We start from the raw sequence: 25776 nt of genomic DNA on the forward strand, positions 1-25776 counted from the left end.
TTCTGCATCAGCTCAAAATCTCCTCATTCGGCGGCCGCGACATGCCGGCGGCTTATGCCGCGCATGAATTCATCGAGGGCTGCGACCTGCTCGCGGGCGAGATGCAGGCCGCGCTTGGTCCGGCGCCACAGCACATCCTCTGCTGTGACGGCCCATTCGTTTTCAACGAGATAGCGAACCTCGGCCTCGTAGAGCTCGCCGCCGAAATTGCGGCCGAGCTCGGCATTTGACTTGGCAAGTCCGAGCAGAACCTGAGCGCGCGTCCCGTAGAGCCGCGTCAGCCGCCGGGCGAGGCGCGCATCGAGGAACGGATAGGCAGCCTTCAGCTTGGCCACCTGCGCATCGAAACCGGTGGCCGGGAAATCGCCGCCCGGCAGCGGCGCGTCCGCCGTCCACGGCTTGCCGCGCTTGCCGAGGAAACCCTCGATCTTCTCCAGCATCGATTCCGACAGCCGGCGGTAGGTGGTGATCTTGCCGCCAAAGGCATTGACGATCGGCGCGTCGCCCTCGCCGCCATCGGCCCTCAGCACGTAGTCGCGCGTTGCTTCCTGCGCCTTGGAGGCGCCGTCATCATAGAGGGGACGCACCGCTGAATAGGTCCAGACGATGTCCGAGCGCTTGACGGGTTGCGCGAAATACTCGCTAGCCGCGGCGCAGAGATAATCGATCTCGGTATCGCTGATCTTCACGTCGTGCGGATCGCCGGGATAATCCCGGTCGGTGGTGCCGATCAGCGTGAACTCTTCCTCGTAGGGAATGGCGAAGATGATGCGGCCATCCTTGTTCTGGAAGAAATAGGCGCGCGGATCGTCGAATTTCTTGGCGATGACGATATGGCTGCCCTGCACGAGACGGACATTGTGCACATCGTTCAAGCCGACGACGCCGGAAAGCACGTGATCGACCCATGGTCCGGCGGCATTGACCAGCAGCCGGGCCTTGACCTCCTCGGTCTCGCCGTTCTGTAGATTCTCGATCTTGATCGTCCAAAGGCCGTCTTCGCGGTGCGCACCGACAACCTTCGTCCGGGTTCGAATCGTCGCGCCACGATCGGCGGCATCGCGTGCGTTGAGCGCCACCAGGCGCGCATCATTCACCCAGCCGTCGGAATATTCGAAGGCCTTTTTAAACAGCGGCTTCAAAGGCTTGCCCGCCGGGTCGCTCGCCATGTCGAGCGTCCTGGTCGCCGGCAGCAGTTTGCGGCCGCCTATGTGGTCGTAAAGGAACAGGCCGAGCCGGATCAGCCAGGCGGGACGCAGGCCCTTGGCATAAGGCAGCACGAAGCGCATCGGCCAGATGATGTGCGGCGCGTTCCTCCACAGAACCTCACGCTCCATCAGCGCCTCGCGCACCAGGCGGAACTCGTAGAATTCGAGGTAACGCAGGCCGCCATGGATCAGCTTGGTCGAACCGGAGGAGGTTCCGGAGGCGAGGTCGTTCATCTCGGCCAGAAAAACCGAAAACCCGCGCCCAACGGCATCCCGGGCAATACCGCAGCCATTGATGCCGCCGCCGATTACGAAAATGTCCCGGACTGAAGTTGTGTCCACTTAATTCCTCCACGATTTCGCATTGCACCATTTTTGGTCTTTTGCGAAACCGTGGCGGAATTATTTCGAACTAATAACGAATGTCAAACGAAATATCAAAACGCCGTGAGACGGCCGTGACCAGTCTCAGCCGAGCGACGTCTCGATCAGTTGAACTTCGGCCTCCTGGCAGATCTTGCGCACCGACGCGATGTCGCAACGGTCGGTGATGAAGGTGTTGACCTGCGACAGGTGGCCGATACGCACCGGCGCCGTGCGCTCGAACTTGGTCTGGTCGGAGACCAGGATGACGTGCCTGGCATTGGCAATGATCGCCTGCGCCACCTTCACCTCGCGAAAGTCGAAATCGAGCAAGGCGCCGTCATGGTCGATGGCCGAAGCACCGATGACGGCGTAGTCGACCTTGAACTGCCGGATGAAATCGACCGCGGCTTCGCCGACGACGCCGCCGTCCGAGCCGCGCACGACCCCGCCGGCGATCACCACCTCGATCGAAGGATATATGCGCATCCTGTTGGCAACATTGATGTTATTGGTAATGACCATGAGGCCGCTGTGATCGAGCAACGCCTTGCTGACCGCCTCCGTCGTGGTTCCGATGTTGATGAACAGCGAGGCATTGTCGGGAATCAGCCTTGCCGCGGCGCGGCCGATCGCTTCCTTCTCGTCCGCCGCGATCTTGCGCCTCGCCTCATACTCCATGTTCTCGATCCCGGAAGGGAACAAGGCGCCGCCATGGATGCGCGAAAGCAGCCGCTGGTCGCAGAGATCGTTGAGATCCTTGCGAATGGTCTGCGGCGTCACATTGAAATGAGTGGCCAGGTCATCGACCAGCACACGGCCATGGTCCTTGGCCATCTGGATGATCTCGGCATGGCGCGGAGACAGATACATAGGCAAGCTCCCGTTTTCGTTTTTCTTGTCTATAGACGAAAGCGAAAGCCATGAAAAGGTATAAGCCGGCTAACAGAAATTACCCGATCGCCAAGGCAAAGCCGAAACGCAACGCCATCAGGGCTGGACCACACCATTCCTGGCGATTTCGGTGATGATGGCAAAAGCCGCGTCGACATCATCAGCTGTCGTTTCGAATTGGCCGACCTGGAACCGTATTGCCACCTGGCCGTCCAGCCTCGTCTGCGTCAGGTAGATACGGCCATCGTCGTTGATCGCATTGACCAGCCGCAGATTATGCTCGTCGGCATCAGCGCTTGAGGTCGTTTTGTGCCGGAACGAAAACAGCGACAGCATCGGTTCGCTGACGATTTCGAAATCCGGCTCTCCTGCCAGCCGTGCGGCAAGCCCCTCGCTCCACGCGACATGGTTGCGGATCATGGCGCGCAGGTTTTGCAGCCCGTGGGCGCGCAGCAGGAACCACAATTTCAAGGCGCGGAAGCGCCGGCCGAGCGGCACCGACCATTCGGAATAGTTGATGATGCCGTCACGTCCGTGCGTCTTGAGGAATTCGGGCTTGATCGCCAGTGTGCGCACCAGGTCTTCCGGCTGTCGCAAGAACTGGATGGAGCAGTCGAACTGCGCGCCCAGCCATTTGTGCGGGTTGAAGACGACAGAATCCGCTTGTTCGGCGCCGGCCCAGAAATGACGATACTCCGGGCAGATCATTGCCGATCCGGCCCAGGCGGCATCGACATGCAAATAGAGCCCATGCCGGCGCGCCACACCGGCGACCGCGGCGATATCGTCCGTGCCGCCGATGCTGGTTCCACCGACGCTGCCTATAATGCCGGCAGGCAGCATTCCAGCCGCACGATCAGCGACGATTGCCGCTTCCAGCGCTGCTGTATCCATGGAGCGGAAGCGGCCGCTGACGGGAATGCGCACCAGATTGTCCTCGCCGATGCCCGAAACCCATATCGCGCGGTCGATCGAAGTGTGCACCTGATCCGAGGAATAGACGCGCAGCCGTGCTTGGCCGGCCAGTCCCTTTTTGTTGCCTTGCCAATCCAGCGCCCGCTCGCGCATGGTCAGCACGGCATTGAGTGTCGCCGACGAGGCGGAATCCTGGATAACGCCGGAGAATCCTTCGGGAAGGCCGAGCGCCTGGCGCATCCAGTCGACGGTGCGTGTTTCGAGTTCGGTCGCAGCCGGCGACGTCTGCCAAAGCATGCATTGCGCGGCCATCGCCGACACCAGGTACTCGGCCACCACCGAGACGGGCGCCGCGTTGGCCGGGAAATAGGCGAAGAAGCGCGGATGCTGCCAATGCGTCATCCCCGGCACGATCTTCTCCTCGAAGTCGGCGAAGATCTTGTCCATCGGTTCGGCGTCTTCGGGCGGAGAGGCTTCGATGCTCCTGAAAATGTCGCCCGGATCGACCAGCGGTCGCACCGGTCGCTCGCGCAACGAATTGCGATAGTCGGCGCCCCAGTCGGCGGCACGTTGCGACCATTGCCGGAACTCGTTGTTGTTCATCCTGTCCTCCCGACATGATCGCAAATCCGGCACCCCTGGCCCGGCTCTCGAATTCCACGATTAATTAACATGTAAAATAGATTCAACGGCTGTCGCGCGCCGCGCCGCGCCCTGAAGCGCATCGCATTTGATCGGATCGACGGTGATGCGCTTTGGTCCTTGTTTTCATGCGCCCAAAACCGGGGACGCTTGGGCGACATGCATTAGCCCGGGAAATCCGGCAGGCTGGCAAAAGCCGTCTTCAACGCATTCGACCAGCCATCGGAGATCGTGCGGTAATACTGGTCGTCCTGACCAATCCGCTTCTTCAGGCCAACCTTGAAAATATCCTTCTCCAGGAACAGCAGGTCGAGCGGCAAGCCAACCGACAGGTTCGATTTCAGCGTCGAATCGAACGACACCAGGAGCAGCTTCACCGTCTCGGCCAGGCTCATGGTCCGCTCATAGGCGCGAATGATGATCGGCTTGCCATATTTGGTCTCGCCGATCTGAAAGAACGGCGTGTCGTCGGTCGAACTCGATGAAATTGCCCTCGGGATAGATCATGAACAGCCGTGGCGGACTGCCCTTGATCTGTCCGCCGAGGATGAAGGAGGCATTGAAATAGGAATCGGCCTTCTCGCCGGCGGGCGAGGAATGCGCGATCACCTCCTTGACCGTGTCGCCGACCAGCCGCACCGTCTGGTACATGGACGGTGTGTCCAGGAGCTTCTCGTGACGATCGCCGACCGCCTTGGTACGCTCGTCGAGCAGGCTGACCACGGCCTGTGTCGTCGCCAGATTACCGGCCGACATAAGCACGATGACGCGTTCGCCGGGCTGCTCCCAGACATGCATCTTCTTGAAGGTCGAGATCGAATCCATGCCGGCATTGGTGCGCGTGTCCGACATGAACACGAGCCCGCGATCGATCTTCAGGCCGACGCAATAGGTCATGGAATCTCTTCTGGCACTAATCCTTGCGGGATTACTGCTCTACCGTGACGGTGACCGCAAGCTGTTCTTCCGCCTGCCCCAGCCGAATTCCCGATACCGGCGAGGCATCGCGGTAGTCGCGGCCGGTGGCGACCTTCACATAGCGTTCGTCGGGAGAAATACCGTTGGCGGGGTCGAAGGCAACCCAGCCGAGGCCCGGGACATGCGCTTCGGCCCAGGCGTGGCTTGCCGCTTGTTCGACGGCGTCCATCATCAGATAGCCGCTGATGTAGCGCGACGGAAAACCCATGGCGCGCGCGGTGGCGGCAAAGATATGGCTGTGGTCCTGGCAAACCCCGGTTTTCAGCGCCAGCGCCTCTTCCGCCGGTGTCGTCGCATTGGTGGTGCCCGGCGTGTAGGCGACACGCTCGCCGATCATTGCCATCAGCCGATGCAGCCTTTCGATATCGGTGCCCGCGCCGACCGATTCGGCAAGATCGCGAATGCCGCCGCCTATGGTGGTCAGCGGTGTCTCCTGCGCAAACAACCACAGCGGCGCGAAGCCGTGATGCGGCCCGCTAACGCCTGACGTGTCGCGCGTCACCACCTCGCCAGACGCCTCGACCGTGATGAAGTCATGGTCACCCTCGACGCTCAACAGTCGGGTGTCGTTGCCGTAGTGGTCGGTAAATCGCACTTCCTCGCGCGCGCCGTCGACCTTCAGCGCCCATGACAGCACCGTCTGTGTCTGCCCGCTCACCGGCAGCAGCCGCAGCCGTTGCAGCAGATATTGCACCGGGGTGTCGTAGCGGTATTCGGTCCGGTGCGTGATCTTGAGCCTCATGGCTTCCTCAATAAAACCGGTAATCCTGCGCGATCTCGTCGCCGAGCCTGGTGTTGTCGCGAATGAAGTTGGCCAGGAACTCATGCAGGCCGGCATCAAAAATATCCTTGATCGACCCTGCCCTCAGCATGGTCTGCGTCTTCTCCGCCGTTGCGTGGCAGGCGTGGCGCTCGCCGTAATCATCGCTGAGGAATTTCAGATGTTCGGACAGGAAGCGGTAGCAGAAAGTCAGCGAACGCGGCATGCGTACGTTGAGGATCAGGTAATCGGCGATGTTGGTCGGCTTGTAGTCGGCGTCGTAGACCCAGCGGTAGGAACGATGCGCCGACACCGAACGCAGGATCGATTCCCACTGATAGTTGTCGAGCGTCGAGCCGACCCAGGAGATCGACGGCAACAGCACGTAATATTTCACATCGAGGATGCGTGCTGTGTTGTCGGCGCGCTCGACATAGGTGCCGAGTTGCGAGAAGTCGAAGATTTCGTTGCGCAGCATGGTGCCGTAGAACGAACCACGGATCAGCGCCGTCTCGCGTTTGATCGCGTCGAGGACGCTTGGCAGGTCACGCTCGTCGATCGGCCTAGCCAGCATCCGCTTCAGTGACATCCAGGCTTCGTTGATGCTTTCCCAGGTCTCTCGCGTCAGCGCGGTGCGCACCATGCGGGCATTGTTGCGGGCCGTCTCGATCGACGACATCGCGCTCGACGGGTTCGAGGTGTCGCGAAGCAGAAAATCGGCCACGTTCGCGGCCGTGTAGTCCGAGTACTTCTGCGTGAAAGCGACATCCGAGCCGGCGCTGAGCAGCACCGAATTCCATTCCTCCGACGCGCTTTGCGTGCGGGTCAGCGCCATGCGCAGCCCGGCATCGACTAGCCGCGCCATGTTTTCGGCCCGCTCTATATAGCGGTTCATCCAGTAGAGCCCGTTGGCGGTGCGGCCCAAAAGCATGTCAGCTTGCTCCGGTGTCGGGCGAAAGGCGAATGGCGAGTGGCGAATAGCGAAGAATACGTCTCATGACTGCTGCGTCCCCCCGCTCGTCTCAATCATCCAACACCCAGGTATCTTTCGTTCCGCCGCCCTGCGAGGAATTGACCACCAGCGAGCCTTCCTTCAACGCCACGCGCGTCAGGCCACCAGGCACGATCTGGATGCGGTCGGAAACCAGCACGTAGGGCCTGAGGTCGACATGGCGCGGTGCCAGCCCCTTGTCGGTCAGGATAGGACAGGTCGACAGTGCCAGTGTCGGCTGGGCGATATAGTTGGAAGGCTTCGCGGCCAGTTTCTTGGCGAACGCCTCGCATTCCTTCTTGGTCGCCGCCGGGCCGACCAGCATGCCGTAGCCGCCGGAACCGTGCACTTCCTTGATCACCAGCTCATGGATGTGCTCGAGCACATATTTCAGGCTGTCCGGCTCGGAACAGCGCCATGTCGGGATGTTGCCGAGGATCGCCTTGCGGCCTGTGTAGAACTCGACGATCTCGGGCATGTAGGAATAGATCGCCTTGTCGTCGGCGATACCAGTGCCCGGCGCATTGGCGATGGTGATGTTGCCGGCGCGGTAGACATCCATGATGCCGGGTATGCCAAGGGCCGAATCCGGCCGGAAGGTCAGCGGGTCGAGGAAGGAATCATCGACGCGGCGATAAAGCACATCGATCTGCTTGTAGCCCTCGGTCGTGCGCATCGCGACATGGCCGTCGACGACGCGCAGATCCTGCCCCTCGACCAGTTGCACACCCATCTGGTCGGCAAGGAAGGCGTGCTCGAAATAGGCCGAGTTGAAACTGCCGGGTGTCAGCACCGCGATGGTCGGAGCGCCCTTGGTGCTCTGCGGCCGCACCGCCGCCAGCGACTGGCGCAGCAGCTGCGGGTAGTTCTCGACCGGCCGTACCTTGATCTTCTGGAACAGCTCGGGGAACAGCTGCATCATCGTCTCGCGGTTCTCCAGCATGTAGGAGACACCCGACGGCGTGCGTGCATTGTCCTCCAGCACGTAGAATTCGTCCTCGCTGATGCGCACGATGTCGACGCCGATGATATGAGTGTAGACGCCGGCCGGCGGCCGCACCCCGATCATCTCCGGCAGGAAAGCCTCGTTCCTGGCGATGAGGTCCCTGGGGACACGGCCGGCGCGCAGGATTTCCTGGCGATGGTAGATGTCGTCGAGGAAGGCGTTCAGTGCCTGCACGCGCTGTTCGATGCCTTGCGTCAGGCGGCGCCACTCATTGCCTGAAATGATGCGCGGAACGATGTCGAAGGGAATAAGTCTCTCGGACGCCTCTTGCTCGCCGTAGACGGCAAAGGTGATTCCGGTTTTGCGGAAGACGCGTTCGGCGTCCTGCATCTTCTCGGTAAGCCTGGCTGGATCCTGCTCCTTCAGCCAGCGATCATAAGCCGAATACGGTCTTCTCAATCCGGAGACTTCCGGAAGCATTTCATCGAACGCTGCCAATCGCATACTCCCCTGTGACGCCATTTCACTGGCGTCGTCGGAGAAAATCAAGCGCAATCGGTGATTTGGGAGGTCCGGGTGATCAGTATGTCGCGCCTGCCTAAAATTGAGGCAGCTGAAATACGGCCTTGATCAGGCTTTGCCTCGCGCCCGGGCACATGCATTCCCGGCTAGAAGGCGCGAAACGTGACGACCGTGAACGTGTCCTTGATGCCGGGGAGAATCTGCACCTTCTCGTTGACGAAGTGGCCGACATCTTCCTCATCGTCGACATAGAATTTGGCGAGTAGATCGTAGTTGCCGGCGGTGGAGTAAATCTCCGAGGCGATCTCGGCATCGGCAAGCGCGCTGGCGACCTCATAGGATTTGCCCAGCTCGCATTTGATCTGCACGAAAAACGCCTTCATGGCTTCGTCCCGCTAAACGTCCAAGTCCAAGCGGCCCTTCTGGCAGACTGGAGGCGGCCTTTCAAGCATTGGAATCCGTACTTAGCCGACACGGGCACTGGCCACGGCCTCGCGCAGCTCCGCAACCGGCATGACATTCCAGTGGCGAATATTCGCAATCGGTGAAACCGGGATGCATCGCCAAGCGTATGTTATCGTGGGTCTTCGGACATCATTTTTGAGGGACCATTCCGAGGAACGACGGAGACAGGCCATGCGCCGCGCTTTTTTCGCATTCGCAGTCATTCCATTCATCTTCATATCCTCGGCCTTTGCCGGCGATGCCGAAATCAAGGCTGGCCAGGCTGCCATCGATGGCCAGTTGAAGGCCCTCCTCGCTGATGATGGCGCCAAGGCCTACAGCTTCGCCGCCCCGAACGTGAAGCAGGTGTTCCCGACCGTCGATGCCTTCATGAACATGGTGACCAATGGCTACCCGCCGGTGCGCAAGCCACAGTCCTATGCCTTCGGCAAGGTCGAACAGACGGGCCCGGGTTCGATCATCCAGCAGGTGCTTATCGTCGGCCCGGACGGCAAGGATTATGAGGCGGTCTATACGCTGCAGCAGCAGCCCGACGGCACGTTCCGGATTACAGGCTGCAGCCTGCGCGCATCGAACTCGTTGAGCACCTGAGGTTTTACAGGGCGGGGATGTCGCCCCTCGCCCAGCCCTCCGTGATCTCGGTCCCACGCGTCTCGAAGCTCCCGGTCTCGATCCCGGCTCGAATGTCCCGCATCAGCTTCTGGTAGTAGGAAAGATTGTTCCAGGTGAGCAGCATCGCGCCAAGCGCCTCCTGCGAGCGCACGAGATGATGCAGATAGGCGCGCGAATAATCCCGCGCTGCGGGGCAGTCGCTTTCCTCGTCCAGCGGTCGCGGGTCGTCCGCATGGCGCGCGTTGCGCAGATTGACCTTGCCGCGCCTTGTATAGGCAAGGCCGTGCCGGCCGGCCCGCGTCGGCATGACGCAATCGAACATGTCGATGCCGCGCGCCACCGATTTCAGGATATCGTCAGGCGTACCGACACCCATGAGATAGCGCGGCTTGTCATCAGGCAGTTCCGGACAGGTGATGTCGAGCATATCGAGCATCACCGCTTGCGGCTCGCCGACGGCCAAGCCGCCGACCGCATAACCCTTGAGATTCATCGCGCTCAGCCCCTGCGCCGAGCGCACCCTGAGCGCCGCGTTGTCGCCGCCCTGCACGATGCCGAACATCGCCTTGCCGGGCTGGTCGCCGAACGCCACCTTGCAGCGCTCGGCCCAGCGCAGCGACAGCTCCATCGCGCGCTCGATCTCCTTCAATTCAGCCGGCAGCGCCGTGCATTCGTCGAGCTGCATCTGGATATCGGAATCAAGCAGCCCTTGAATCTCGATGGAACGCTCCGGCGACATCTCGTAGGCTGCGCCATCGATATGCGAGCGGAAGGTGACGCCTTTTTCGGTCAGTTTCCTCAGCTTCGACAGCGACATCACCTGAAAACCGCCGCTGTCGGTCAGGATCGGATGCGGCCAGCGGGCGAATTCATGCAGGCCGCCGAGCCGCGCCACGCGCTCGGCGCCCGGCCGCAGCATCAGGTGATAGGTATTGCCCAGGATGATGTCGGCGCCGACGCCGCGCACCTGGTCCATATACATGGCCTTGACGGTGCCGCCGGTGCCGACCGGCATGAAGGCCGGCGTGCGGATTTCACCGCGCGGCATGTCGATGACACCGCGCCGCGCCTTGCCGTCGGTCGCCAGAACCTTGAAGCTGAACGGCTTAGCCATTGAATTCCTTGTCATGAACCGGCGCGTCAGGCGCCTGCCTGTCGAGCGACTGGCGGTATTGCACGCAGCCGCGCATGAATTTTGGCCAGGGCGGCACGGCGATCGACGGCTCGGTCTTTTCAGGCAGCAGGTCCCACAAATCCGGGTGATGCCAGCAGAGATCATGGCCTGACGTGTCACGATGCGCGCGAATGCCGGCGCGCAGCTTTTTCACTTCGGCGATCAGGCCTTCGCGATCGAGGGCTTGCAGATCATCGTCCATCGCTCATCTCCGCTCGATAAAGCAGGCTTGCGTCTCCATAGGAGTAGAACCTGTACCGGTTCGCAATGGCATGCGCATAGGCGGCACGCATTGTGTCGAGACCGCTGAAGGCCGAAACCAGCATGAACAGCGTCGAGCGCGGCAGATGGAAATTGGTTATCAGCATGTCGGCCGTGCGAAAATGGTAGCCGGGTGTGATGAAGATGTCGGTCGGGCCTGACCAGGCAGCGAGCGAAGCGTCCTCACGCGCGGCACTCTCAAGCAGGCGAAGCGAGGTCGTGCCAACGGCAATGATGCGTCCGCCCCTCACCTTGGCCGCGTTGAGCGCGTTGGCAGTCGCTTCACTGACCGAACCGATCTCGGCATGCATCTTGTGATCGGCGGTGTCGTCGGCCTTGACCGGCAGGAACGTGCCGGCGCCGACATGCAAAGTCACGAAGTGGCGTTCGACACCCTTGGCGTCGAGAGCAGCAAAAAGCTCCGGCGTGAAATGCAAGCCGGCGGTAGGGGCGGCAACAGCGCCTTCCTCCCTTGCATAGATGGTCTGGTAGTCGGCCCGGTCGCGCTCATCGTCATCGCGCTTCGAAGCGATGTAGGGAGGCAGAGGGATGTGACCGACGGCGTGCAGCGCTTCGTCGAGGAAAGGCCCCGACAGGTCGAAGCCAAGCAGCGCCTCGCCGCCCTCGCCTTTCTCGACAACGGTGGCGTCGAGCTGGCCCAGGAAACAGGAATTGCCGTCATGGCCGAAATGGATGCGGTCGCCGGCGGCGATACGCTTGCCGGGCCGCATGAAGGCCAGCCAACGGTCCGTCGCCACGCGCATATGCAGTGTCGCTTCGACTTGCGCCGCCGCTTCGCCGCGCCGCCTGATGCCTTTGAGCTGTGCCGGAATGACCTTGGTGTCGTTGAACACCAGCACGTCGCCGGCCCTGAGCAGGGATGGCAGGTCGCCAACCGCCCGGTCTTCAAGCTCTTCGCCCGGCTTGACCACCAGCATCTTGGCGCTGTCGCGCGGTTCTGCCGGGCGGAGCGCGATGCGCTCCTCCGGCAGGTCGAAGTCAAAGAGATCGACGCGCATCAGTAAAGCCGGACGAGCAGCGCTCCGACCAGCAGCAGCACCGCGCCGGCGACCCGGCCGAGCGAGATCTCGCGCACCGCGACGCCAAGGAAGCCGACGCGATCGATAAGCATGCCGGCCAGCAGCTGGCCGGCCACCAGGAACGCCATCAAGGCGGCGGCCCCGATGCGCGGAGTCAGGATTGTGGAGAGCGTGACATAGAAGCCGCCGAGCATGCCGCCGGCGACGAACAGCCACGGCGCTGGCGCCTTCCAGTCGAGCGAGATGCCTTGCAGCTTCACCACCGTGACGGAGATGATGCCGAGCACGATGGCGCCCGACAGGAACGAGAAGGCAGCAGCCGCGACCGGGAGACCCAGGCCGCGAGCCAGCTGCGAATTGATCGGGGCCTGAATGGCAATGAAGGCGCCGGACAGGATGCCGAGAAGCGACCAGACGACGCCCATCATTGTCGTTTCGCCTTACTTCACGTCCGCCGCGACCTTCAGCGACACGATCTTGTCGGGATCTACAACCGGCTCGCCGCGCTTGATCTTGTCGACATTGTCCATGCCTTCGATGACCTGGCCCCAGACCGTATACTGGCGGTTGAGGAAAGCGGCATCGTCGAAGCAGATGAAGAACTGCGAATTGGCCGAGTTCGGGTTCTGCGCACGCGCCATCGAGCAGGTGCCGCGGCCATGGTTGGCGTTGGAGAACTCAGCCTTCAGGTCCGGCTTGTCGGAACCGCCCATGCCCGCGCGCGAAGGAGCAAAGGTCGGCTTGTTCGAATTGCCGAACTTCACGTCGCCGGTCTGCGCCATGAAGCCGTCGATGACGCGGTGGAAGACCACGCCGTCATAGGCGCCTTCCCTGGCCAGTTCCTTGATGCGGGCGACGTGGCCGGGAGCCAGGTCGGGGAAAAGTTCGATGACGACCTTGCCCTTGGTCGTTTCCAGGATGAGCGCGTTCTCGCGGTCCTTGATCTCAGCCATGTCAGATATCCTTTTTCTCAAAAAACAGAATTATTTGTCCGCGGCGATGCGCACCTTGATCATCCGGTCCGGGTCGGTGACCGTACCGTTGTCGGCCTCGTCACCCTTCTTGATCTTGTCCACCAACTCCATGCCGCTGACGACGTTGCCGACGATGGTGTACTGGCCGTCGAGCGGCGGCGCCGGCGCGAACATGATGAAGAACTGCGAATTGGCGGAGTTCGGATCCTGCGAGCGGGCCATGCCGACCACGCCGCGCTTGTAGTGCTCGGTCTGCGAGAACTCGGCCGGAAGGTCGGGCAGGTCCGAGCCGCCGGTGCCCACGGCTTGCGAGTTGAAACCTTTCTTCATATTGCCGAACTTGACGTCGCCAGTCTGCGCCATGAAGCCGTCGATGACGCGGTGGAAGGCGACATTGTCATAGGCATGGTCTCGCACGAGCTTCTTGATCTGCGCGACATGCTTGGGCGCCAGGTCGGGCCGCAGCGCGATCGTGACGTCGCCGTCCTTCAGCGTGATGATCATGGTGTTTTCGGGATCTGCGGCATAGGCGGAAACGGAAGCGGTCAAAAGACCGGCGAGCACGACAAGGAACGAGGCGAGCCTTTTCAGCTGCATGTGTTTTCTCCGAGGCTTATTTCGCGAATTTGGCGGTGAGCGCGCCAGCAACTGCCGCCGGCACGAAGGGGCGGATGTTGCCGCCCATCGAGGCTATCTGCCGTACAAGTGTGGCGGTAATGGTGCGTACCGACGGGCTGGCGGGCAGAAAGACCGTCTGCAATTCAGGCGCCATGGTCTCGTTCATGCCGGCCATCTGCATCTCGTAGTCGAGATCGGTTCCGTCGCGCAGGCCGCGGATCATGATCGAGGCACCCTGCTTCCTCGCGGCATCGATGACAAGCCCGTCGAAGGCGACCACCTTGATGCGGGCGCCATCGCTGCCAAATTCGGCTTTCGTGGCGGCTTCGATCAACTGGACCCGTTCCTCGAAGGAGAACAGCGGCTTCTTGCCGGGATGAATGCCGATCGCGGCATAAACGATGTCGGCAACCGCCAGCGACGCCTTCAGCACATCGAGATGGCCGTTGGTCAGTGGGTCGAAGGAGCCGGCATAAAGGGCGATGCGTTCGGTCATGGCAGGTGCTTCTAGCGAGCCTCTCTCGCAAAGGCAAATCCGATCGGCGCGCTGGCCGTGAACCTTTTCCGGCGCATGAACGACAGATGAACACGCTGATCACGAAGCCTTCACGCAGCGTTCACTAGGTTGCACCTTAATAAGATGAAACCAAAATCCCATCTATCCGTTGTAAGGCGCAGGAGAACACGCACATGCTGATCTACATGCTCGCCACCGCAATGACCGTCGCCATGCTGATCGCCACCGTATTCGGGCTGCATCAGGAGGCACAACGCGTCCGCGTCAAGGTAACCACCAAGCGCTTCGAAGGTTTCGGCCCGCGCAAGCCGTATCGTCACTACTAGGTCATTCCACACTTGCTGCCGCGCCGGCCAATGGGTCGGCGTTGCTATGTCAAAAACCGGTCCAGGGCTTACTCAGCGCTATCCGAGCCAGTATCCGCCACCGGATCGGACTCAGCGCCACCCTCGACGGTTTCTTCGCCCTCTTCCTCCGCTTGCGGCTCCGAGATCCGCTCGACCGAAACCACCTTCTCACCTTCAGCCGTATTGAAGATGGTCACGCCCTTGGTGGCGCGGCTGGCAAAACGGATGCCGTTGACGGGCACACGGATGACGGTGCCACCATCCGACACCAGCATGATCTGGTCGTCATTGCCGACCGGGAAGGTTGCCACCAGCCGGCCGATCTCGGCCGTCTTCGACACGTCGGTGGCCCGGATGCCCTTGCCGCCACGTCCGGTCAGGCGGAAATCGTAGGAAGACGAGCGCTTGCCGTAGCCATACTCGGTCACCGTCAACACATACTGCTCATGTGCCTTGAGGAACTCGTAGCGTTCGTCGGAAAGCTCCGTCTCCTCGCCGATTTCTTCGTTGGTCAGCGCAATCTCTTCCTCTTCACCGGCCGCTACGCCGGCGGCAGCCCGCCGTTCGGCCGCGGCCCGCTTGAGATAGGCCGCACGCTCGGCCGGCGAAGCGTCGACATTCTCGATCACCGACATCGAAATGATGCGGTCGGTTTCGGCCATGGTGATGCCGCGCACGCCGACAGAGTTGCGGCTCTGGAAGACGCGCACGTCGCCGACGGAGAAGCGGATGCACTGGCCGGAACTGGCGGTCAAAAGCACATCGTCATTGTCGGTGCAGGTCTCGACGCCGAGGATCTCGTCGCCCTCCTCCTCCAGTTTCATGGCGATCTTGCCGTTGCGGTTGACCTGGACGAAGTCGGATAGCTTGTTGCGGCGCACGGTGCCGCGCGTGGTGGCGAACATCACGTCGAGCTCGCCCCAGCTTGTCTCGTCCTCGGGCAGCGGCATGATGGTGGTGATGCGCTCGCCCTGCTCCAGCGGCAGCATGTTGATCAGCGCCTTGCCGCGGGACTGCGGATTGCCGATCGGCAGCCGCCAGACCTTTTCCTTGTAGACGATGCCGCGTGAAGAGAAGAACAGCACCGGCGTATGCGTGTTGGCCACGAACAGCCGGGTGACGAAATCCTCTTCCTTGGTCGACATGCCGGAGCGGCCCTTGCCGCCGCGGCGCTGCGCTCGGTAGAGCGACAGCGGCACGCGTTTGATGTAGCCGGAATGGCTCACCGTCACGACCATGTCCTCGCGCTGGATCAGGTCCTCGTCTTCCATGTCCGCGCCGCCGTCGGTGAGCTCGGTGCGGCGTGGCGTGCTGAACTCGTCGCGCACGGCGGCGAGCTCATCCTTGACGATCTGCTGGACGCGCGCGCGCGACGACAGGATGTCGAGGTAATCCTTGATCTCGTCGCCGATCGTGTTCAGCTCGTCGGCGATTTCGTCGCGGCCGAGCGCCGTCAGGCGCTGCAGGCGCAGTTCGAGGATAGCGCGCGCCTGTTCCTCGGACAGATTGTAGGTGCCGTCCTCGTTGATGCGGTGGCGCGGATCGTCGATCAGAAGGATCAGCAATTCGACATCGCCGGCCGGCCAGCGCCGCTCCATCAACTGTTCGCGCGCCGTCTGCGGATCGGACGCGGTGCGGATCAGCTTGATGACCTCGTCGATATTGGCGACGGCGATGGCGAGACCAACCAGCACATGGGCGCGGTCGCGCGCCTTGCGCAGCAGGAATTTCGTCCGCCTTGTGATGACCTCCTCGCGGAAGGAGACGAACGCCTTCAGCATGTCGGTCAGGTTCATCACTTCCGGCTTGCCGCCATTCAGCGCCACCATATTGGCACCAAACGAGGTCTGCAGCGGCGTGAACCGGTAAAGCTGGTTGAGGATGACGTCGGCGACGGCATCGCGCTTCAGCTCGATGACGACGCGATAACCCTGGCGGTCGCTTTCGTCGCGGATGTCGGAAATGCCCTCGATGCGCTTGTCGCGCACCAGTTCGGCCATCTTCTCGATCATCGAGGCCTTGTTCACCTGGTAGGGAACTTCGGTGATGATGATCGATTCGCGGTCATTGCCGCGCTGCTCGATGTTGACCTTGCCGCGCATCACGATGGAGCCACGGCCGGTCGAATAGGCGCTGTAGATGCCGGAACGACCAAGCACGATGCCGCCGGTCGGGAAATCGGGGCCCGGAATGATCTCCATCAGCGCCGGCAGGTCGATCGCCGGATTGTCGATCACGGCGATCGCGCCATTGCAGATTTCGCCAAGATTGTGCGGCGGGATGTTGGTGGCCATGCCGACGGCGATACCGCCGGAGCCATTGACCAGCAGATTGGGAAAGCGCGCCGGCAGAACCTTCGGTTCGGTGTCCGAAGCATCATAAGTGTCCTGGAAGTCGACAGTGTCCTTGTCGATATCCTCCAGAAGCTCATGCGCGACCTTGGTCAGCCGCGATTCTGTGTAGCGCATCGCCGCCGGCGGATCGCCGTCGATCGAGCCGAAATTGCCCTGCCCGTCGATCAGCGGCACGCGCAGCGACCAATCCTGCGCCATGCGCACCAAGGCGTCATAGATCGAGGCGTCGCCATGCGGATGGTATTTACCCATCACGTCGGCGACCGGGCGCGCCGACTTCACATATTTGCGGTTCCAGTGGTAGCCGCTCTCATGCGCCGCATAGAGGATGCGGCGATGCACCGGCTTCAGGCCATCGCGCACGTCGGGCAGCGCACGGCTGACGATCACGCTCATGGCGTAAGAGAGATAGGAGCTCTGCATCTCCTCGATGATGGAGATGGGCTCGATGCCGGTGGGGCCGCCGTCGGCGCCGCGCGGGGGTTTTTGGTCGGTCAAATCGGATCACAATCTAATCAGGAATCACTGACCGCTTATATAGGAAGCAGCGCCGAAACTCCAATATTCCCAGCACTTTTCCAGTGTCATTTTTGGTGGTAATTTCAAAAGGATACCGCTGATTGCGACGATATGGCCACAACGCTTTTCGCCGCCACAAGGCAAAAGCCGGCAATGGACCGTTTTCCCCAAGCGAAAGCCGCAAGCACGATGAATCGGAGCCGGTGGCTGCCTTTGCGAACGTTGAGCGGCTGGCAGCCCCGGCATATCAATGGCGATCTGGTCGCGGGTTTGACACTGGCCGCGATCGCCATTCCCGAGCAGATGGCAACCGCCCGGCTCGGCGGCTTTGCTCCCGAGGTCGGCTTCTTGGCTTTTGTCGCTGGCTCGGTGGCATTTGCCCTGTTTGGCGCCAATCGCCACCTCTCGGTTGGCGCGGATTCGACCATCACGCCGCTATTTGCCGGCAGCCTGGCGCTGCTCGCCACATCCGGCTCGCCGCATTATCTGGCCCTGGCAGCCATGCTGGCATTGATGGTCGGGTTGATCGTGACGCTGAGCGGCATCTTTCGCCTCGGCTGGATCGCCGATCTCCTGTCGGTGCCGGTCACGACGGGGTTTTTGGCCGGCATCGCCGTCCACATCATCCTCTCGCAAATGCCAGGGCTTCTCGGCCTGCCTGCCGAGAGCGGCGGGACCTTGCGGCGTATCGGCGAGACTGCCGGCAGTCTCCATCTCACCAACCCATGGGCCCTCGGGCTCGGCTTTGGCGTGTTCGCGATCGTGTTCTGCTCGGAACGGATCAGCGCCCGCATCCCTGGCGCCTTGATCGGCATGGTCCTTGCCACGCTTGCGGTCGTCGTCCTCGGCCTTAGGGATCACGGCGTCGAGGTGCTCGGCGCCCTGCCAAACGGCCTGCCGCGCGCCTCCCTGCCGGAGGCCGGCCTCGATGATGTACAGGCGCTGGTTCCGCTTGCGCTGCTGATCGCCATCGTCGTCATGGTGCAGACGGCCGCCACCTCGCGTTCCTTCGCCTCGCAGCAGGACGACGCCCCCGACGTCAACCGCGACTTCGTCGGCGCCGGCGCCGGGAGCATCGTGTCAGGCCTGTTCGGCGCCTTTGCCGTCAATGCCAGCCCGCCGCGCACGGCAATCGTCTCCCAGTCGGGTGGCCGCTCGCAACTGTCCGGCCTCATTGCCGCGGCGATCGTTCTGGCGCTCGGCGCCTTTGGCGGCGGCCTGCTCGCCAATGTTCCACAGGCCGCCCTTGCCGGCGTCCTGATGTTCGTTGCCCAGCACATATTGCGCTGGAAGGTGTTCGCCAATGTCTACCGGCAGGCGCCGGTCGAATTCGTATTGATCCTGGTCACCATGGCGGCAATCGTGGTGTTGCCGATCGCGACCGGCGTGGCGGTCGGCATCGGCCTGTCACTGCTGCACGGGATCTGGAGCGCGACCCGCACGCTGCCGATCGAGTTGGAACAGGTGCCGGGCACCTCCGTTTGGTGGCCACCAGGTAAGCCCGGTGCCGGCGAACAACTCTCGGGGGTGCTGGTGGCGGCGTTCCAGGCGCCGCTGTCCTTCGTCAACGCCGACCGCTTCAAGCGCGGCCTTTGCGATCTCATCGACGCCCGCAACGAAACCGTGAAACTGGTCGTGTTGGAGGCCAGCAACATCGTCGAAATCGACTACACCGCCGCGCAGGCGCTGAAAGACACCATCGTCCATTGCCGCAAGTCAGGCGCTATTTTTGCCATCGCCCGGCTGGAATCGCTGCGCGCGCAGGCGGCTTTGGCGCGGTTTGGCATTGCCGAACTCATCGGCCCGCAGCGAATCTTCCATAGCGTCGATGCGGCGATCAAATCGCTTGGTCCGGGGACACGGCAGCAGCAAGAGCAGGATAGAGTGCCATGATCGACCCCCGAGAACCCTTTGTCACGCCGGTGCCCGTCGCGGACCTTAGGCCGACGCAGATAACCGTCGGCATGCGGGAAGTTGCGTTGAAACGCCAGATGATCCGGGAACAGGACGCCCAGAAGAAGACCGGCGCTTTTCTCGGCAGACACATGGTGCCCGTCGTATTGGGTCCCAAGAATCGAAACTACGTCACCGATCACCATCACCTCGCTCGCGCCCTGCTCGAGGAAGGCGTCAAGGACGTGCTTGTGACCGTGATCAGCGACCTGTCCGCGCTCGACAAGGACGCGTTTCTTTTCGTGCTCGATAACAGAGGCTGGATGCACCCGTTCGACGAGAACGGCCGGCGCCGCGATTACTCGGCAATTCCGAAGACAATCGGCGAGCTGATCGATGATCCCTATAGGAGCATGGCCGGCGAGTTACGCCGGCAAGGCGGCTTCGCCAAGGACACGACGCCGTTCAGCGAATTCATCTGGGCGGATTTCCTTCGTCGGCGCATCGACCGCAATGCGGTTGCGAAGAACTTCGACAAGGCGATGAAAGAGGCGTTGACGCTCGCCAAGGGCAAGGACGCGGACTATCTGCCGGGCTGGTGCGGACCGACATCGGATTGATCGTGCCTCGGCTTATGCATGCCCGAAAATGACCTCGGTTTTGGAAGAACGACATGCATGAAAGCAAAACCTAAAACGGGTCGCATGAATCCGTTTCAACGCGACGCGCTTTAGGTGCGCGCATGCCGGTGCTGCCTGACCGGCGAGCGCGATAATCGCCTGGCGTCTCGCCCATGACGCGCCGGAACCGGCGATTGAACGTCGACAGGTCGTTGAAGCCGGCGTCGAAGGCGACCGCCGAGATCGCATCATCCGACAGGCGCAGCCGCACCGCTGCCCGGTGCAGGCGGGTCTTGAGCAGGAACTGGTAGGGCGTCATGCCGGCAACCTGCCGGAAAATACGCAGGAAATGATAGGGACTGGTCGCCGTCTCATCCGCCAGTGCCGAGAGCGAAACGGGGCTGTCGGCATCCAGTTCGATCCGCCGCACGGCTTCGGCCACCCGTTTCTGATCGCGGCGGCTCGGCTTGCGCGGGACAGCCGTGGCGCCGGAAGTCGTGGTCAAGGCCGCGCCCGCCATGCGCAGGGAAAGTTCCTGGAAGGCATCCTTGTCGGCCATCTCACGCGCGGCTTCCGCCTCGGCCAGCAGCGGTGCCAAAGCTGGCAAGGGCGGCAGGCGCGGCACCTCGAAGGCGAGGGTTCGGGCACCCGGCACGCCGGCGGCGATCCGTTCCATATAGGCCGGTCCAAAATGGAACGAGAGGCAACGGTCGCCGCTGCCATGCTCGTGCCCGCATTCATAGCAGGTGCCGGAATTGCCGAGCAGCAGTGCGCCCGGCGCCAGCATCGCGGTGCCTTGCTGCGTACGGTAGCGGAACGTGCCGCTGGTGACCGCCGCGACGCAGAAATCCTGATGGGATTCCTCGAACGGCCGGTCGCCGGCGCCGGCCGTGCAGATCACGTCCGCGACGTGCCAGCCGGGTCCGAATGCGAGGGTGCGGGTCGTCGCCGTCATGGCCGAAATATAGCAATTTTTCCCAAGCCCAGAACCCCGTCGGCGCCTACTCCTCGCGGTCTCCTGACAGAAAGAGACCGCAGCCATGTTCGACCCCTTCGCCGAAGCCCTGCACAGTCCCGGACCGGTCGGCGGGCTTGCCGAAAAACTGAATCTCTACGGCCGCTTCGTCGGCGCCTGGACCTTCGACGCCTCGCGCCACCTCGAGGACGGCAGCGTGCTGACCGGACGCGGCGAAGTGCATTTCGGCTGGGTACTGGAAGGCCGCGCCATCCAGGATGTCTGGATCCTGCCCGCGCGCGGCACCGGCCCCTCGCCGTTGCTCGGCAAGTGGACATTCTATGGCACGACGCTGCGGGTCTATGATCCCGGCACGGACGTCTGGCACATCTTCTGGAGCGATCCACGCAGCCAGTATTTCAGCCGCCAGCTCGGCCGTGCCGAGGGCGACACGATCGTGCAGGTCGGCGCCGACGGCACCGGTTCCTCGGTGCGCTGGAGTTTTTCGCGGATTACCGAGAACTCCTTTCGATGGCTCGGCGAGCGCTCGCACGACAATGGCGCGACCTGGCGGCTTGAAGTCGAGTTCCTGGCGCGGCGAGAGACAACAACCTGACGTCGCAACACCTTGTAACAATGGAGAAAACCATGTTCGACCATATTTCGATAGGCGTTCGCGACAGCAATGCCTCGAAGCGCTTCTATGACGCAGCGCTGGGACCTCTCGGCTATAGCTGCCTCAGCCAGTCACCGGGTTCGTTCGGTTATGGTGCCCAGAGTGTCGCGCTATGGGTCAACGAGGCGACGCGGCCAGTAGCGGCGGACGGAGAATCCGGCCTGCATTTCTGCTTCGCCGCACCAACGCGGGACGGCGTCGAGGCCTTCCATACCGGTGCGTTGCGCGAAGGCGGAATCGACAATGGCGGTCCGGGTCTTCGCGCCGACTATGGTGAAAACTACTACGCTGCCTTTGTCTTGGACCCGGACGGCTATCGCCTGGAGGCCTATTGCAACGCTGCTGGCTAACCCTGCCGGGAGCCGTGCTTTCGCAGTCCTGACTGTTCCCACCGACCGGGCTTTGCTCTACCAATGTGGAACGGGCTCGGCCCGGCGGGAGGGATCAGCGATGCCGAGTTTCGACAGCCTGTTCAATGCCTTCGTCACCATTCTCGTGACCATCGACCCGCCCGGGCTGGCACCATTGTTTCTGGCCGTGACGCGCGGCATGAACCGCGAGGAGCGCCAGCAGGTTTCGGTGCGCGCCTCGGTCATCGGCTTCCTGGTGATGGCGCTGTTCGCGGTTGCGGGCGCCTCCATCCTGTCGGTGTTCGGCATCACCCTGCCGGCCTTCCGCGTCGCCGGCGGCTTTTTGCTGTTCTTCATCGCCTTCGAAATGGTGTTCGAGCGCCGGCAGGACCGCAAGGAGAAGATCGGCGACGTCGCCATCACCAAGGATATGATCCACAACATCGCCGCCTTCCCGCTGGCGATCCCGCTGATCGCGGGCCCCGGCGCGATTTCGGCGACGGTGCTGCTCTCCGGCTCGTTTCAGGGCTTCGCCGCGCAGGCCGCACTCGTCGGCATCATCTTCGTCTGCCTGGCCATCACCTATCTGGTGTTCGTGCTGTCGGAACGCATCGACCGCATCCTTGGCCAGACCGGCCGCTCGATCCTGACCCGCCTGCTCGGTGTCATCCTGGCCGCGCTGGCCGTTCAGTTCGTCGCCGACGGCATCAAGGCATTGATGGTGGGATGAGCGGCAGTCCCTACTGCCCTACTTCGCCAACGTGTCTACAACCTCAAAATCATGCGTGATCGTGGCGGTCTTGGCCATCATTGCCGAGGCCGAGCAGTATTTTTCGATCGACAGGTCGATCGCCCGTTTGACTTTGTCGGGCGAGAGCGCCCTGCCCTTGACGATGAAATGCATGTGGATGCGCGTGAACACCCTTGGCTCGGTCTCGGCCCGGTCGGCATCGAGCTCGACCACGCAGTCCTCAACCGCCTCACGGCCTTTTTCCAGGATGTGCACGACATCATAGGCCGAACAGCCGCCGGTGCCGATCAGCACCAGTTCCATCGGGCTAGGGCCCGGTGTCTTGCCTTCAGGTCCGGACGCCGTTCCCAGCACCAGCTTGTGACCGCTGCCGGACTCACCGACGAAGGTGCGCTCCTCGACCCATTTTACCCGTGCCTTCACCGCCTTGTCCTTTCAGTCCCAGATCGCACCTGCTGTCAGGCCAAATCAACAACGCAAAACCCCGAAAGTCCATCAGGACCCTCGGGGCGTATCGATCACGTAACGTCAGTCATCTGGCGACGTCAGCCGTTCGGTATTGCTTTCGATCAGAACGGGATCTCGTCATCCAGCTCGCGCGACGAACCACCGCCACCGCCGCCCCTGGGAGCGCCGCCGCCACGGTTGAAGCTTTCGTTCGGGCCGGATTGGCCGAAATCGGAACCACGGCTGCTGCCGCCACCGGAATAACCGCCGACCTGGCCGCCCTCGCCCTGGCCGCGCGCATCGAGCATCTGCAGTTCGCCACGGAATTTCTGCAGCACGACTTCCGTCGTGTACTTGTCGGCGCCAGTCTGGTCCTGCCATTTGCGCGTCTGCAACTGGCCCTCGACATAGACCTTCATGCCCTTCTTCAGGTACTGCTCGGCTACCTTGGCGATGCCCTCATTGAAGATGACGACATTGTGCCACTCGGTCTTTTCCTTGCGCTCGCCGGAATTCTTGTCGCGCCAGCTTTCCGACGTGGCGATGCGGATGTTCACGACCGGCTCGCCCGAGTTCAGGCGACGAATTTCCGGATCCGCGCCAAGATTGCCGACCAGAATGACCTTGTTGACGCTACCCGCCATGATTTTTCTCCGCGCTCATCCGAAACAAATTTTTGTCGCAGCACCTTACAGGCTGCGCACGTCAGCCGCCTGCTAAGGCTGGCTTTTCCCACAAGGTTTTTGTTCCCTTTTCGTTCCTATATGCACTGCTGCTGATTGTCAAGGAATGGCAGCAATGCCGAGGGCCTTCATATGGGTTTCAAAACAGCACTTGCCAAATCAATAAGTATCAACTTATGCTTTTGTCATGATCGAAGCAGAGATTTTCCGCGCCCTGGCCGACCCGACACGCCGCGCCGTCTTCGAGCGCCTCGCCACAAGCGAGATGAGCGTGTCGGAATTGCGCAGCGGCCTGACTGTGTCGCAGCCGGCCGTCTCACAGCATCTGGCGGTGCTGCGTGGCGCGGGCCTCGTGGTCGAGCGGCGGGCCGGCCGCAACGCCTATTATCGTGCCGATCCGCAGGGGCTTGCCCCCTTGCTCTCCTGGATCGAACGCTACCGGACCTTCTGGCCGGAGCGCATCGAAAGGCTGAAGACGGTTTTGAAGGACATGGATCAGTGAAGGAAGTCGGATCAATGAACGCCGAAAGCCAAAGCGAAGCCGCCTCGGATGCGCTCGAGTTCGAATACGACCTTGCGGAGCCGCCGGAAAAGGTTTGGCGGGCGCTGACGGTTCCGGAACTGCTCGCCGCCTGGATGATGCCCAACGACATCACGCCGGAAATCGGCAATCGTTTTGCCTTCGCCGGGATGGACGCTGCGATCGAATGCGAAATCCTCGACGCCGAGCCCGAACGCCTCCTGCGCTATTCCTGGCGAGAGCAGCCGGACGATCCCGCACGGCAGGATCCTCTCGACAGCGTCGTCACCTTCACGCTCGCCCGCACCGTTTCGGGCGGCACGCATCTGCGCATCGTCCATGACGGATTTTCCCGCAAGGCGATGCCTGCCGTCGCCATGGCAGGCGCCGGCTGCCGGCTTTCGCTGGGGCCGCGCGGGGCAGGAAAGCCCATCGCGGCGAACACACCGCGCCTTGTGCTGCGTGCGGCCTGAACACGTAAATCGGAGAAGAAAATGAGCGGTATTGCCAGTCTGGTGCCGATGGTGGTCGAGCAATCGAGCCGCGGCGAACGCGCCTTCGACATTTTCTCGCGGCTGCTGCGCGAGCGCATCGTCTTCATCAATGGCGAGATCAACGACGATGTCTCGGCGCTTGTCTGCGCGCAGCTCTTGTCGCTGGAGTCGGATAACCCCGACAAGGAGATCTCGCTCTACATCAACTCGCCGGGCGGCGTGGTGACCAGCGGCTTCGCCATCTACGACACGATGCAATATGTCAGTTGCCCGGTATCGACGGTGTGCATGGGTTTTGCCGCCTCGATGGGGTCGTTCCTGCTGATGGCGGGCACGCCGGGGCGCCGCATCGCGCTGCCGAACGCCACCATCCTTCTGCATCAGCCGCTGGGCGGCTTCCAGGGCCAGGCTTCCGACATCCAGCGCCATGCCGAGCGGATCGGCAAGACCAAACGGCATATGGCCGAACTCTATGCCCAGCATTGCGGCCGCAGCTATGAGGAGGTCGAACGCACGCTCGACCGCGACCATTTCATGACCGCCCGCGAGGCCCAGGCATGGGGTATTGTCGACCACGTTTTCGATACGCGCAAAAGGGCGGCATAAACCCAAGCCAGATCGGATTCCTGGCGGTTGTCGAAGATTTGACGACACCGGTCTGGTTCCGGCAGCGGCTCGTCCCTATAATCCGGGAATGATCGACACTTATTCGCCCAGGACGTCGCATCGCGTCATCGCCGCCGCGGCGCTCACTTTCGCCAGCCTTGCGAGCGGCATGGCACTCGCCGACGACAGCGCACCGCCGGCGCACAAAGGCGCCCTGCCCGGCGTGGCCGGCGATTATCGCATCGCCAAGCCGGCTCCCCAACCGGAACCCGACGACGCATTCCCCAGCAACGGGAACGGCACGTTCAAGATCGGCGATACGGATGTCAGGATTTCCGGCAGCATCACGGTCGATATGGCCACGGGCGGGTTCAAGCCCCCGAGGTGAGCAGCCCTCCACCAAGGCCAGTTCAGCCATTTCCTCAAAAGAACAGCCCCGCCGTGCCTTGGGCAAACGGACGGGGCTTTTCTGGATCTCAAATCCATTTTTTGCCGGGAGTGTACTGCCGGCGTTGGATTTCGGATGCTTCGCGGCGTCAGCCGACGATCCGACTAGCAGTCTCTAATTTTTAGGGAATACGGCAAGTCACGGTTTACCGGGCGGCGCAAACGCTAAACCCTGGCACTTATGCCTGCCGCGGCTCCAACGAGACGTGGAGCCCTTGGGGACTGTCCGGTGGC

At 62.2% G+C, this 25776-nt stretch carries 29 protein-coding genes and 1 pseudogene; 11 read left to right on the plus strand and 19 right to left on the minus strand.

The genetic code is table 11. The annotated features are described in order from the left end of the window. Positions 1-23: 23 nt before the first annotated feature. The 8 genes and pseudogenes from glpD to AC1VON_RS21715 form a co-directional block, all read right to left on the minus strand. On the minus strand, positions 24-1550 hold the full coding sequence (gene glpD, locus AC1VON_RS21680) for a glycerol-3-phosphate dehydrogenase (protein WP_483124798.1): 1527 nt from the start codon (positions 1548-1550) through the stop codon (positions 24-26). Positions 1551-1676: 126 nt separating this feature from the next. Further along, positions 1677-2444 (minus strand): DeoR/GlpR family DNA-binding transcription regulator, encoded by a 768-nt coding sequence (locus tag AC1VON_RS21685; RefSeq protein WP_172350404.1) that lies wholly within the window; start codon positions 2442-2444, stop codon positions 1677-1679. Between the two features lie 117 nt (positions 2445-2561). Beyond that, a complete protein-coding gene (locus AC1VON_RS21690) occupies positions 2562-3983 on the minus strand; it encodes a pyridoxal phosphate-dependent decarboxylase family protein (protein ID WP_483124799.1) in 1422 nt (473 codons plus the stop codon). Positions 3984-4186: 203 nt separating this feature from the next. Further along, positions 4187-4919 (minus strand): annotated as a pseudogene (locus tag AC1VON_RS21695) (proteasome-type protease). Between the two features lie 31 nt (positions 4920-4950). Continuing rightward, positions 4951-5742: a transglutaminase family protein gene (locus AC1VON_RS21700; protein WP_483124800.1), complete on the minus strand. Its 792-nt coding sequence runs from the start codon at positions 5740-5742 to the stop codon at positions 4951-4953. A gap of 7 nt (positions 5743-5749) precedes the next feature. Then, the gene (locus AC1VON_RS21705) at positions 5750-6691 is read right to left on the minus strand and encodes an alpha-E domain-containing protein (protein WP_172350400.1); all 942 of its coding nucleotides are present in this window, start codon (positions 6689-6691) and stop codon (positions 5750-5752) included. Positions 6692-6782: 91 nt separating this feature from the next. After that, a complete protein-coding gene (locus tag AC1VON_RS21710; RefSeq protein WP_056576849.1) occupies positions 6783-8195 on the minus strand; it encodes a circularly permuted type 2 ATP-grasp protein in 1413 nt (470 codons plus the stop codon). A 170-nt stretch (positions 8196-8365) separates the two neighbouring features. Further along, positions 8366-8602 (minus strand): Lrp/AsnC family transcriptional regulator, encoded by a 237-nt coding sequence (locus tag AC1VON_RS21715; RefSeq protein WP_010909609.1) that lies wholly within the window; start codon positions 8600-8602, stop codon positions 8366-8368. A 253-nt stretch (positions 8603-8855) separates the two neighbouring features. On the opposite strand from AC1VON_RS21715, the gene AC1VON_RS21720 reads away from it, so the two are divergent. Beyond that, the gene (locus tag AC1VON_RS21720; protein ID WP_483124801.1) at positions 8856-9275 is read left to right on the plus strand and encodes a DUF4864 domain-containing protein; all 420 of its coding nucleotides are present in this window, start codon (positions 8856-8858) and stop codon (positions 9273-9275) included. A gap of 4 nt (positions 9276-9279) precedes the next feature. On the opposite strand, the gene tgt is transcribed toward AC1VON_RS21720, so the two are convergent. The 7 genes from tgt to coaD all read right to left on the minus strand — a co-directional run bounded on the left by tgt (position 9280) and on the right by coaD (position 13859). Further along, on the minus strand, positions 9280-10410 hold the full coding sequence (gene tgt, locus AC1VON_RS21725; protein WP_483124802.1) for a tRNA guanosine(34) transglycosylase Tgt: 1131 nt from the start codon (positions 10408-10410) through the stop codon (positions 9280-9282). Continuing rightward, entirely contained in the window at positions 10403-10672 is a 270-nt protein-coding gene (locus tag AC1VON_RS21730; RefSeq protein ID WP_172350397.1) for a hypothetical protein, read from the minus strand. The genes tgt and AC1VON_RS21730 overlap by 8 nt, the downstream gene beginning before the upstream one ends. Continuing rightward, complete coding sequence (queA, locus tag AC1VON_RS21735) at positions 10662-11750, minus strand: tRNA preQ1(34) S-adenosylmethionine ribosyltransferase-isomerase QueA (RefSeq protein WP_483124803.1); 1089 nt, start codon at positions 11748-11750, stop codon at positions 10662-10664. The genes AC1VON_RS21730 and queA overlap by 11 nt, the downstream gene beginning before the upstream one ends. Continuing rightward, the gene (locus AC1VON_RS21740; protein WP_056576832.1) at positions 11750-12199 is read right to left on the minus strand and encodes a DMT family transporter; all 450 of its coding nucleotides are present in this window, start codon (positions 12197-12199) and stop codon (positions 11750-11752) included. Before AC1VON_RS21740 ends, queA begins: the two co-directional genes overlap by 1 nt. A gap of 12 nt (positions 12200-12211) precedes the next feature. Next, complete coding sequence (locus AC1VON_RS21745; protein WP_056576829.1) at positions 12212-12724, minus strand: peptidylprolyl isomerase; 513 nt, start codon at positions 12722-12724, stop codon at positions 12212-12214. Positions 12725-12754: 30 nt separating this feature from the next. Next, positions 12755-13249: a peptidylprolyl isomerase gene (locus AC1VON_RS21750; RefSeq protein WP_413814140.1), complete on the minus strand. Its 495-nt coding sequence runs from the start codon at positions 13247-13249 to the stop codon at positions 12755-12757. Between the two features lie 109 nt (positions 13250-13358). Continuing rightward, complete coding sequence (gene coaD / locus AC1VON_RS21755; RefSeq protein ID WP_172350394.1) at positions 13359-13859, minus strand: pantetheine-phosphate adenylyltransferase; 501 nt, start codon at positions 13857-13859, stop codon at positions 13359-13361. 194 nt (positions 13860-14053) lie between these two features. Here coaD and AC1VON_RS21760 point away from each other — a divergent pair, with 194 nt between their 5' ends. Then, positions 14054-14206: a hypothetical protein gene (locus tag AC1VON_RS21760; RefSeq protein ID WP_172350393.1), complete on the plus strand. Its 153-nt coding sequence runs from the start codon at positions 14054-14056 to the stop codon at positions 14204-14206. Between the two features lie 68 nt (positions 14207-14274). On the opposite strand, the gene gyrA is transcribed toward AC1VON_RS21760, so the two are convergent. Further along, a complete protein-coding gene (gene gyrA / locus AC1VON_RS21765) occupies positions 14275-17079 on the minus strand; it encodes a DNA gyrase subunit A (RefSeq protein WP_483124804.1) in 2805 nt (934 codons plus the stop codon). Positions 17080-17289: 210 nt separating this feature from the next. Between gyrA and AC1VON_RS21770 the strand changes: the two genes are divergently transcribed. Both AC1VON_RS21770 and AC1VON_RS21775 read left to right on the plus strand, forming a co-directional pair. After that, a complete protein-coding gene (locus AC1VON_RS21770) occupies positions 17290-18993 on the plus strand; it encodes a SulP family inorganic anion transporter (RefSeq protein WP_172350391.1) in 1704 nt (567 codons plus the stop codon). Further along, complete coding sequence (locus tag AC1VON_RS21775; RefSeq protein WP_483124805.1) at positions 18990-19613, plus strand: ParB-like protein; 624 nt, start codon at positions 18990-18992, stop codon at positions 19611-19613. The genes AC1VON_RS21770 and AC1VON_RS21775 overlap by 4 nt, the downstream gene beginning before the upstream one ends. Before the next feature lie 70 nt (positions 19614-19683). On the opposite strand, the gene AC1VON_RS21780 is transcribed toward AC1VON_RS21775, so the two are convergent. After that, on the minus strand, positions 19684-20568 hold the full coding sequence (locus AC1VON_RS21780; RefSeq protein ID WP_483124806.1) for a helix-turn-helix transcriptional regulator: 885 nt from the start codon (positions 20566-20568) through the stop codon (positions 19684-19686). A gap of 85 nt (positions 20569-20653) precedes the next feature. Here AC1VON_RS21780 and AC1VON_RS21785 point away from each other — a divergent pair, with 85 nt between their 5' ends. From AC1VON_RS21785 to AC1VON_RS21795, 3 genes are all read left to right on the plus strand, one after another. After that, positions 20654-21184: a hypothetical protein gene (locus tag AC1VON_RS21785; protein ID WP_483124807.1), complete on the plus strand. Its 531-nt coding sequence runs from the start codon at positions 20654-20656 to the stop codon at positions 21182-21184. Between the two features lie 32 nt (positions 21185-21216). Further along, positions 21217-21594, plus strand: coding sequence for a VOC family protein (locus tag AC1VON_RS21790; RefSeq protein WP_483124808.1), 378 nt, complete (start codon positions 21217-21219; stop codon positions 21592-21594). A 100-nt stretch (positions 21595-21694) separates the two neighbouring features. Beyond that, positions 21695-22324, plus strand: coding sequence for a MarC family protein (locus AC1VON_RS21795; RefSeq protein ID WP_140773427.1), 630 nt, complete (start codon positions 21695-21697; stop codon positions 22322-22324). Positions 22325-22342: 18 nt separating this feature from the next. Here the strand turns inward: AC1VON_RS21795 and AC1VON_RS21800 are convergent, their stop codons facing one another. Beyond that, positions 22343-22768 (minus strand): OsmC family protein, encoded by a 426-nt coding sequence (locus AC1VON_RS21800; protein ID WP_483124809.1) that lies wholly within the window; start codon positions 22766-22768, stop codon positions 22343-22345. A 146-nt stretch (positions 22769-22914) separates the two neighbouring features. Continuing rightward, the gene (locus AC1VON_RS21805) at positions 22915-23436 is read right to left on the minus strand and encodes a single-stranded DNA-binding protein (protein ID WP_056576800.1); all 522 of its coding nucleotides are present in this window, start codon (positions 23434-23436) and stop codon (positions 22915-22917) included. Between the two features lie 226 nt (positions 23437-23662). Here AC1VON_RS21805 and AC1VON_RS21810 point away from each other — a divergent pair, with 226 nt between their 5' ends. From AC1VON_RS21810 to AC1VON_RS21825, 4 genes are all read left to right on the plus strand, one after another. Further along, positions 23663-23977, plus strand: coding sequence for an ArsR/SmtB family transcription factor (locus tag AC1VON_RS21810; protein WP_015317709.1), 315 nt, complete (start codon positions 23663-23665; stop codon positions 23975-23977). A 14-nt stretch (positions 23978-23991) separates the two neighbouring features. Then, entirely contained in the window at positions 23992-24468 is a 477-nt protein-coding gene (locus AC1VON_RS21815) for an SRPBCC family protein (protein ID WP_172350385.1), read from the plus strand. 21 nt (positions 24469-24489) lie between these two features. Then, positions 24490-25095, plus strand: a complete 606-nt coding sequence (locus AC1VON_RS21820) for an ATP-dependent Clp protease proteolytic subunit (RefSeq protein WP_172350384.1) — start codon at positions 24490-24492, stop codon at positions 25093-25095. A gap of 88 nt (positions 25096-25183) precedes the next feature. Then, on the plus strand, positions 25184-25483 hold the full coding sequence (locus AC1VON_RS21825; RefSeq protein ID WP_172347038.1) for a hypothetical protein: 300 nt from the start codon (positions 25184-25186) through the stop codon (positions 25481-25483). The last annotated feature ends 293 nt before the right edge of the window (positions 25484-25776 follow it).

This window comes from Mesorhizobium sp. HAY1-8B (assembly GCF_056868045.1).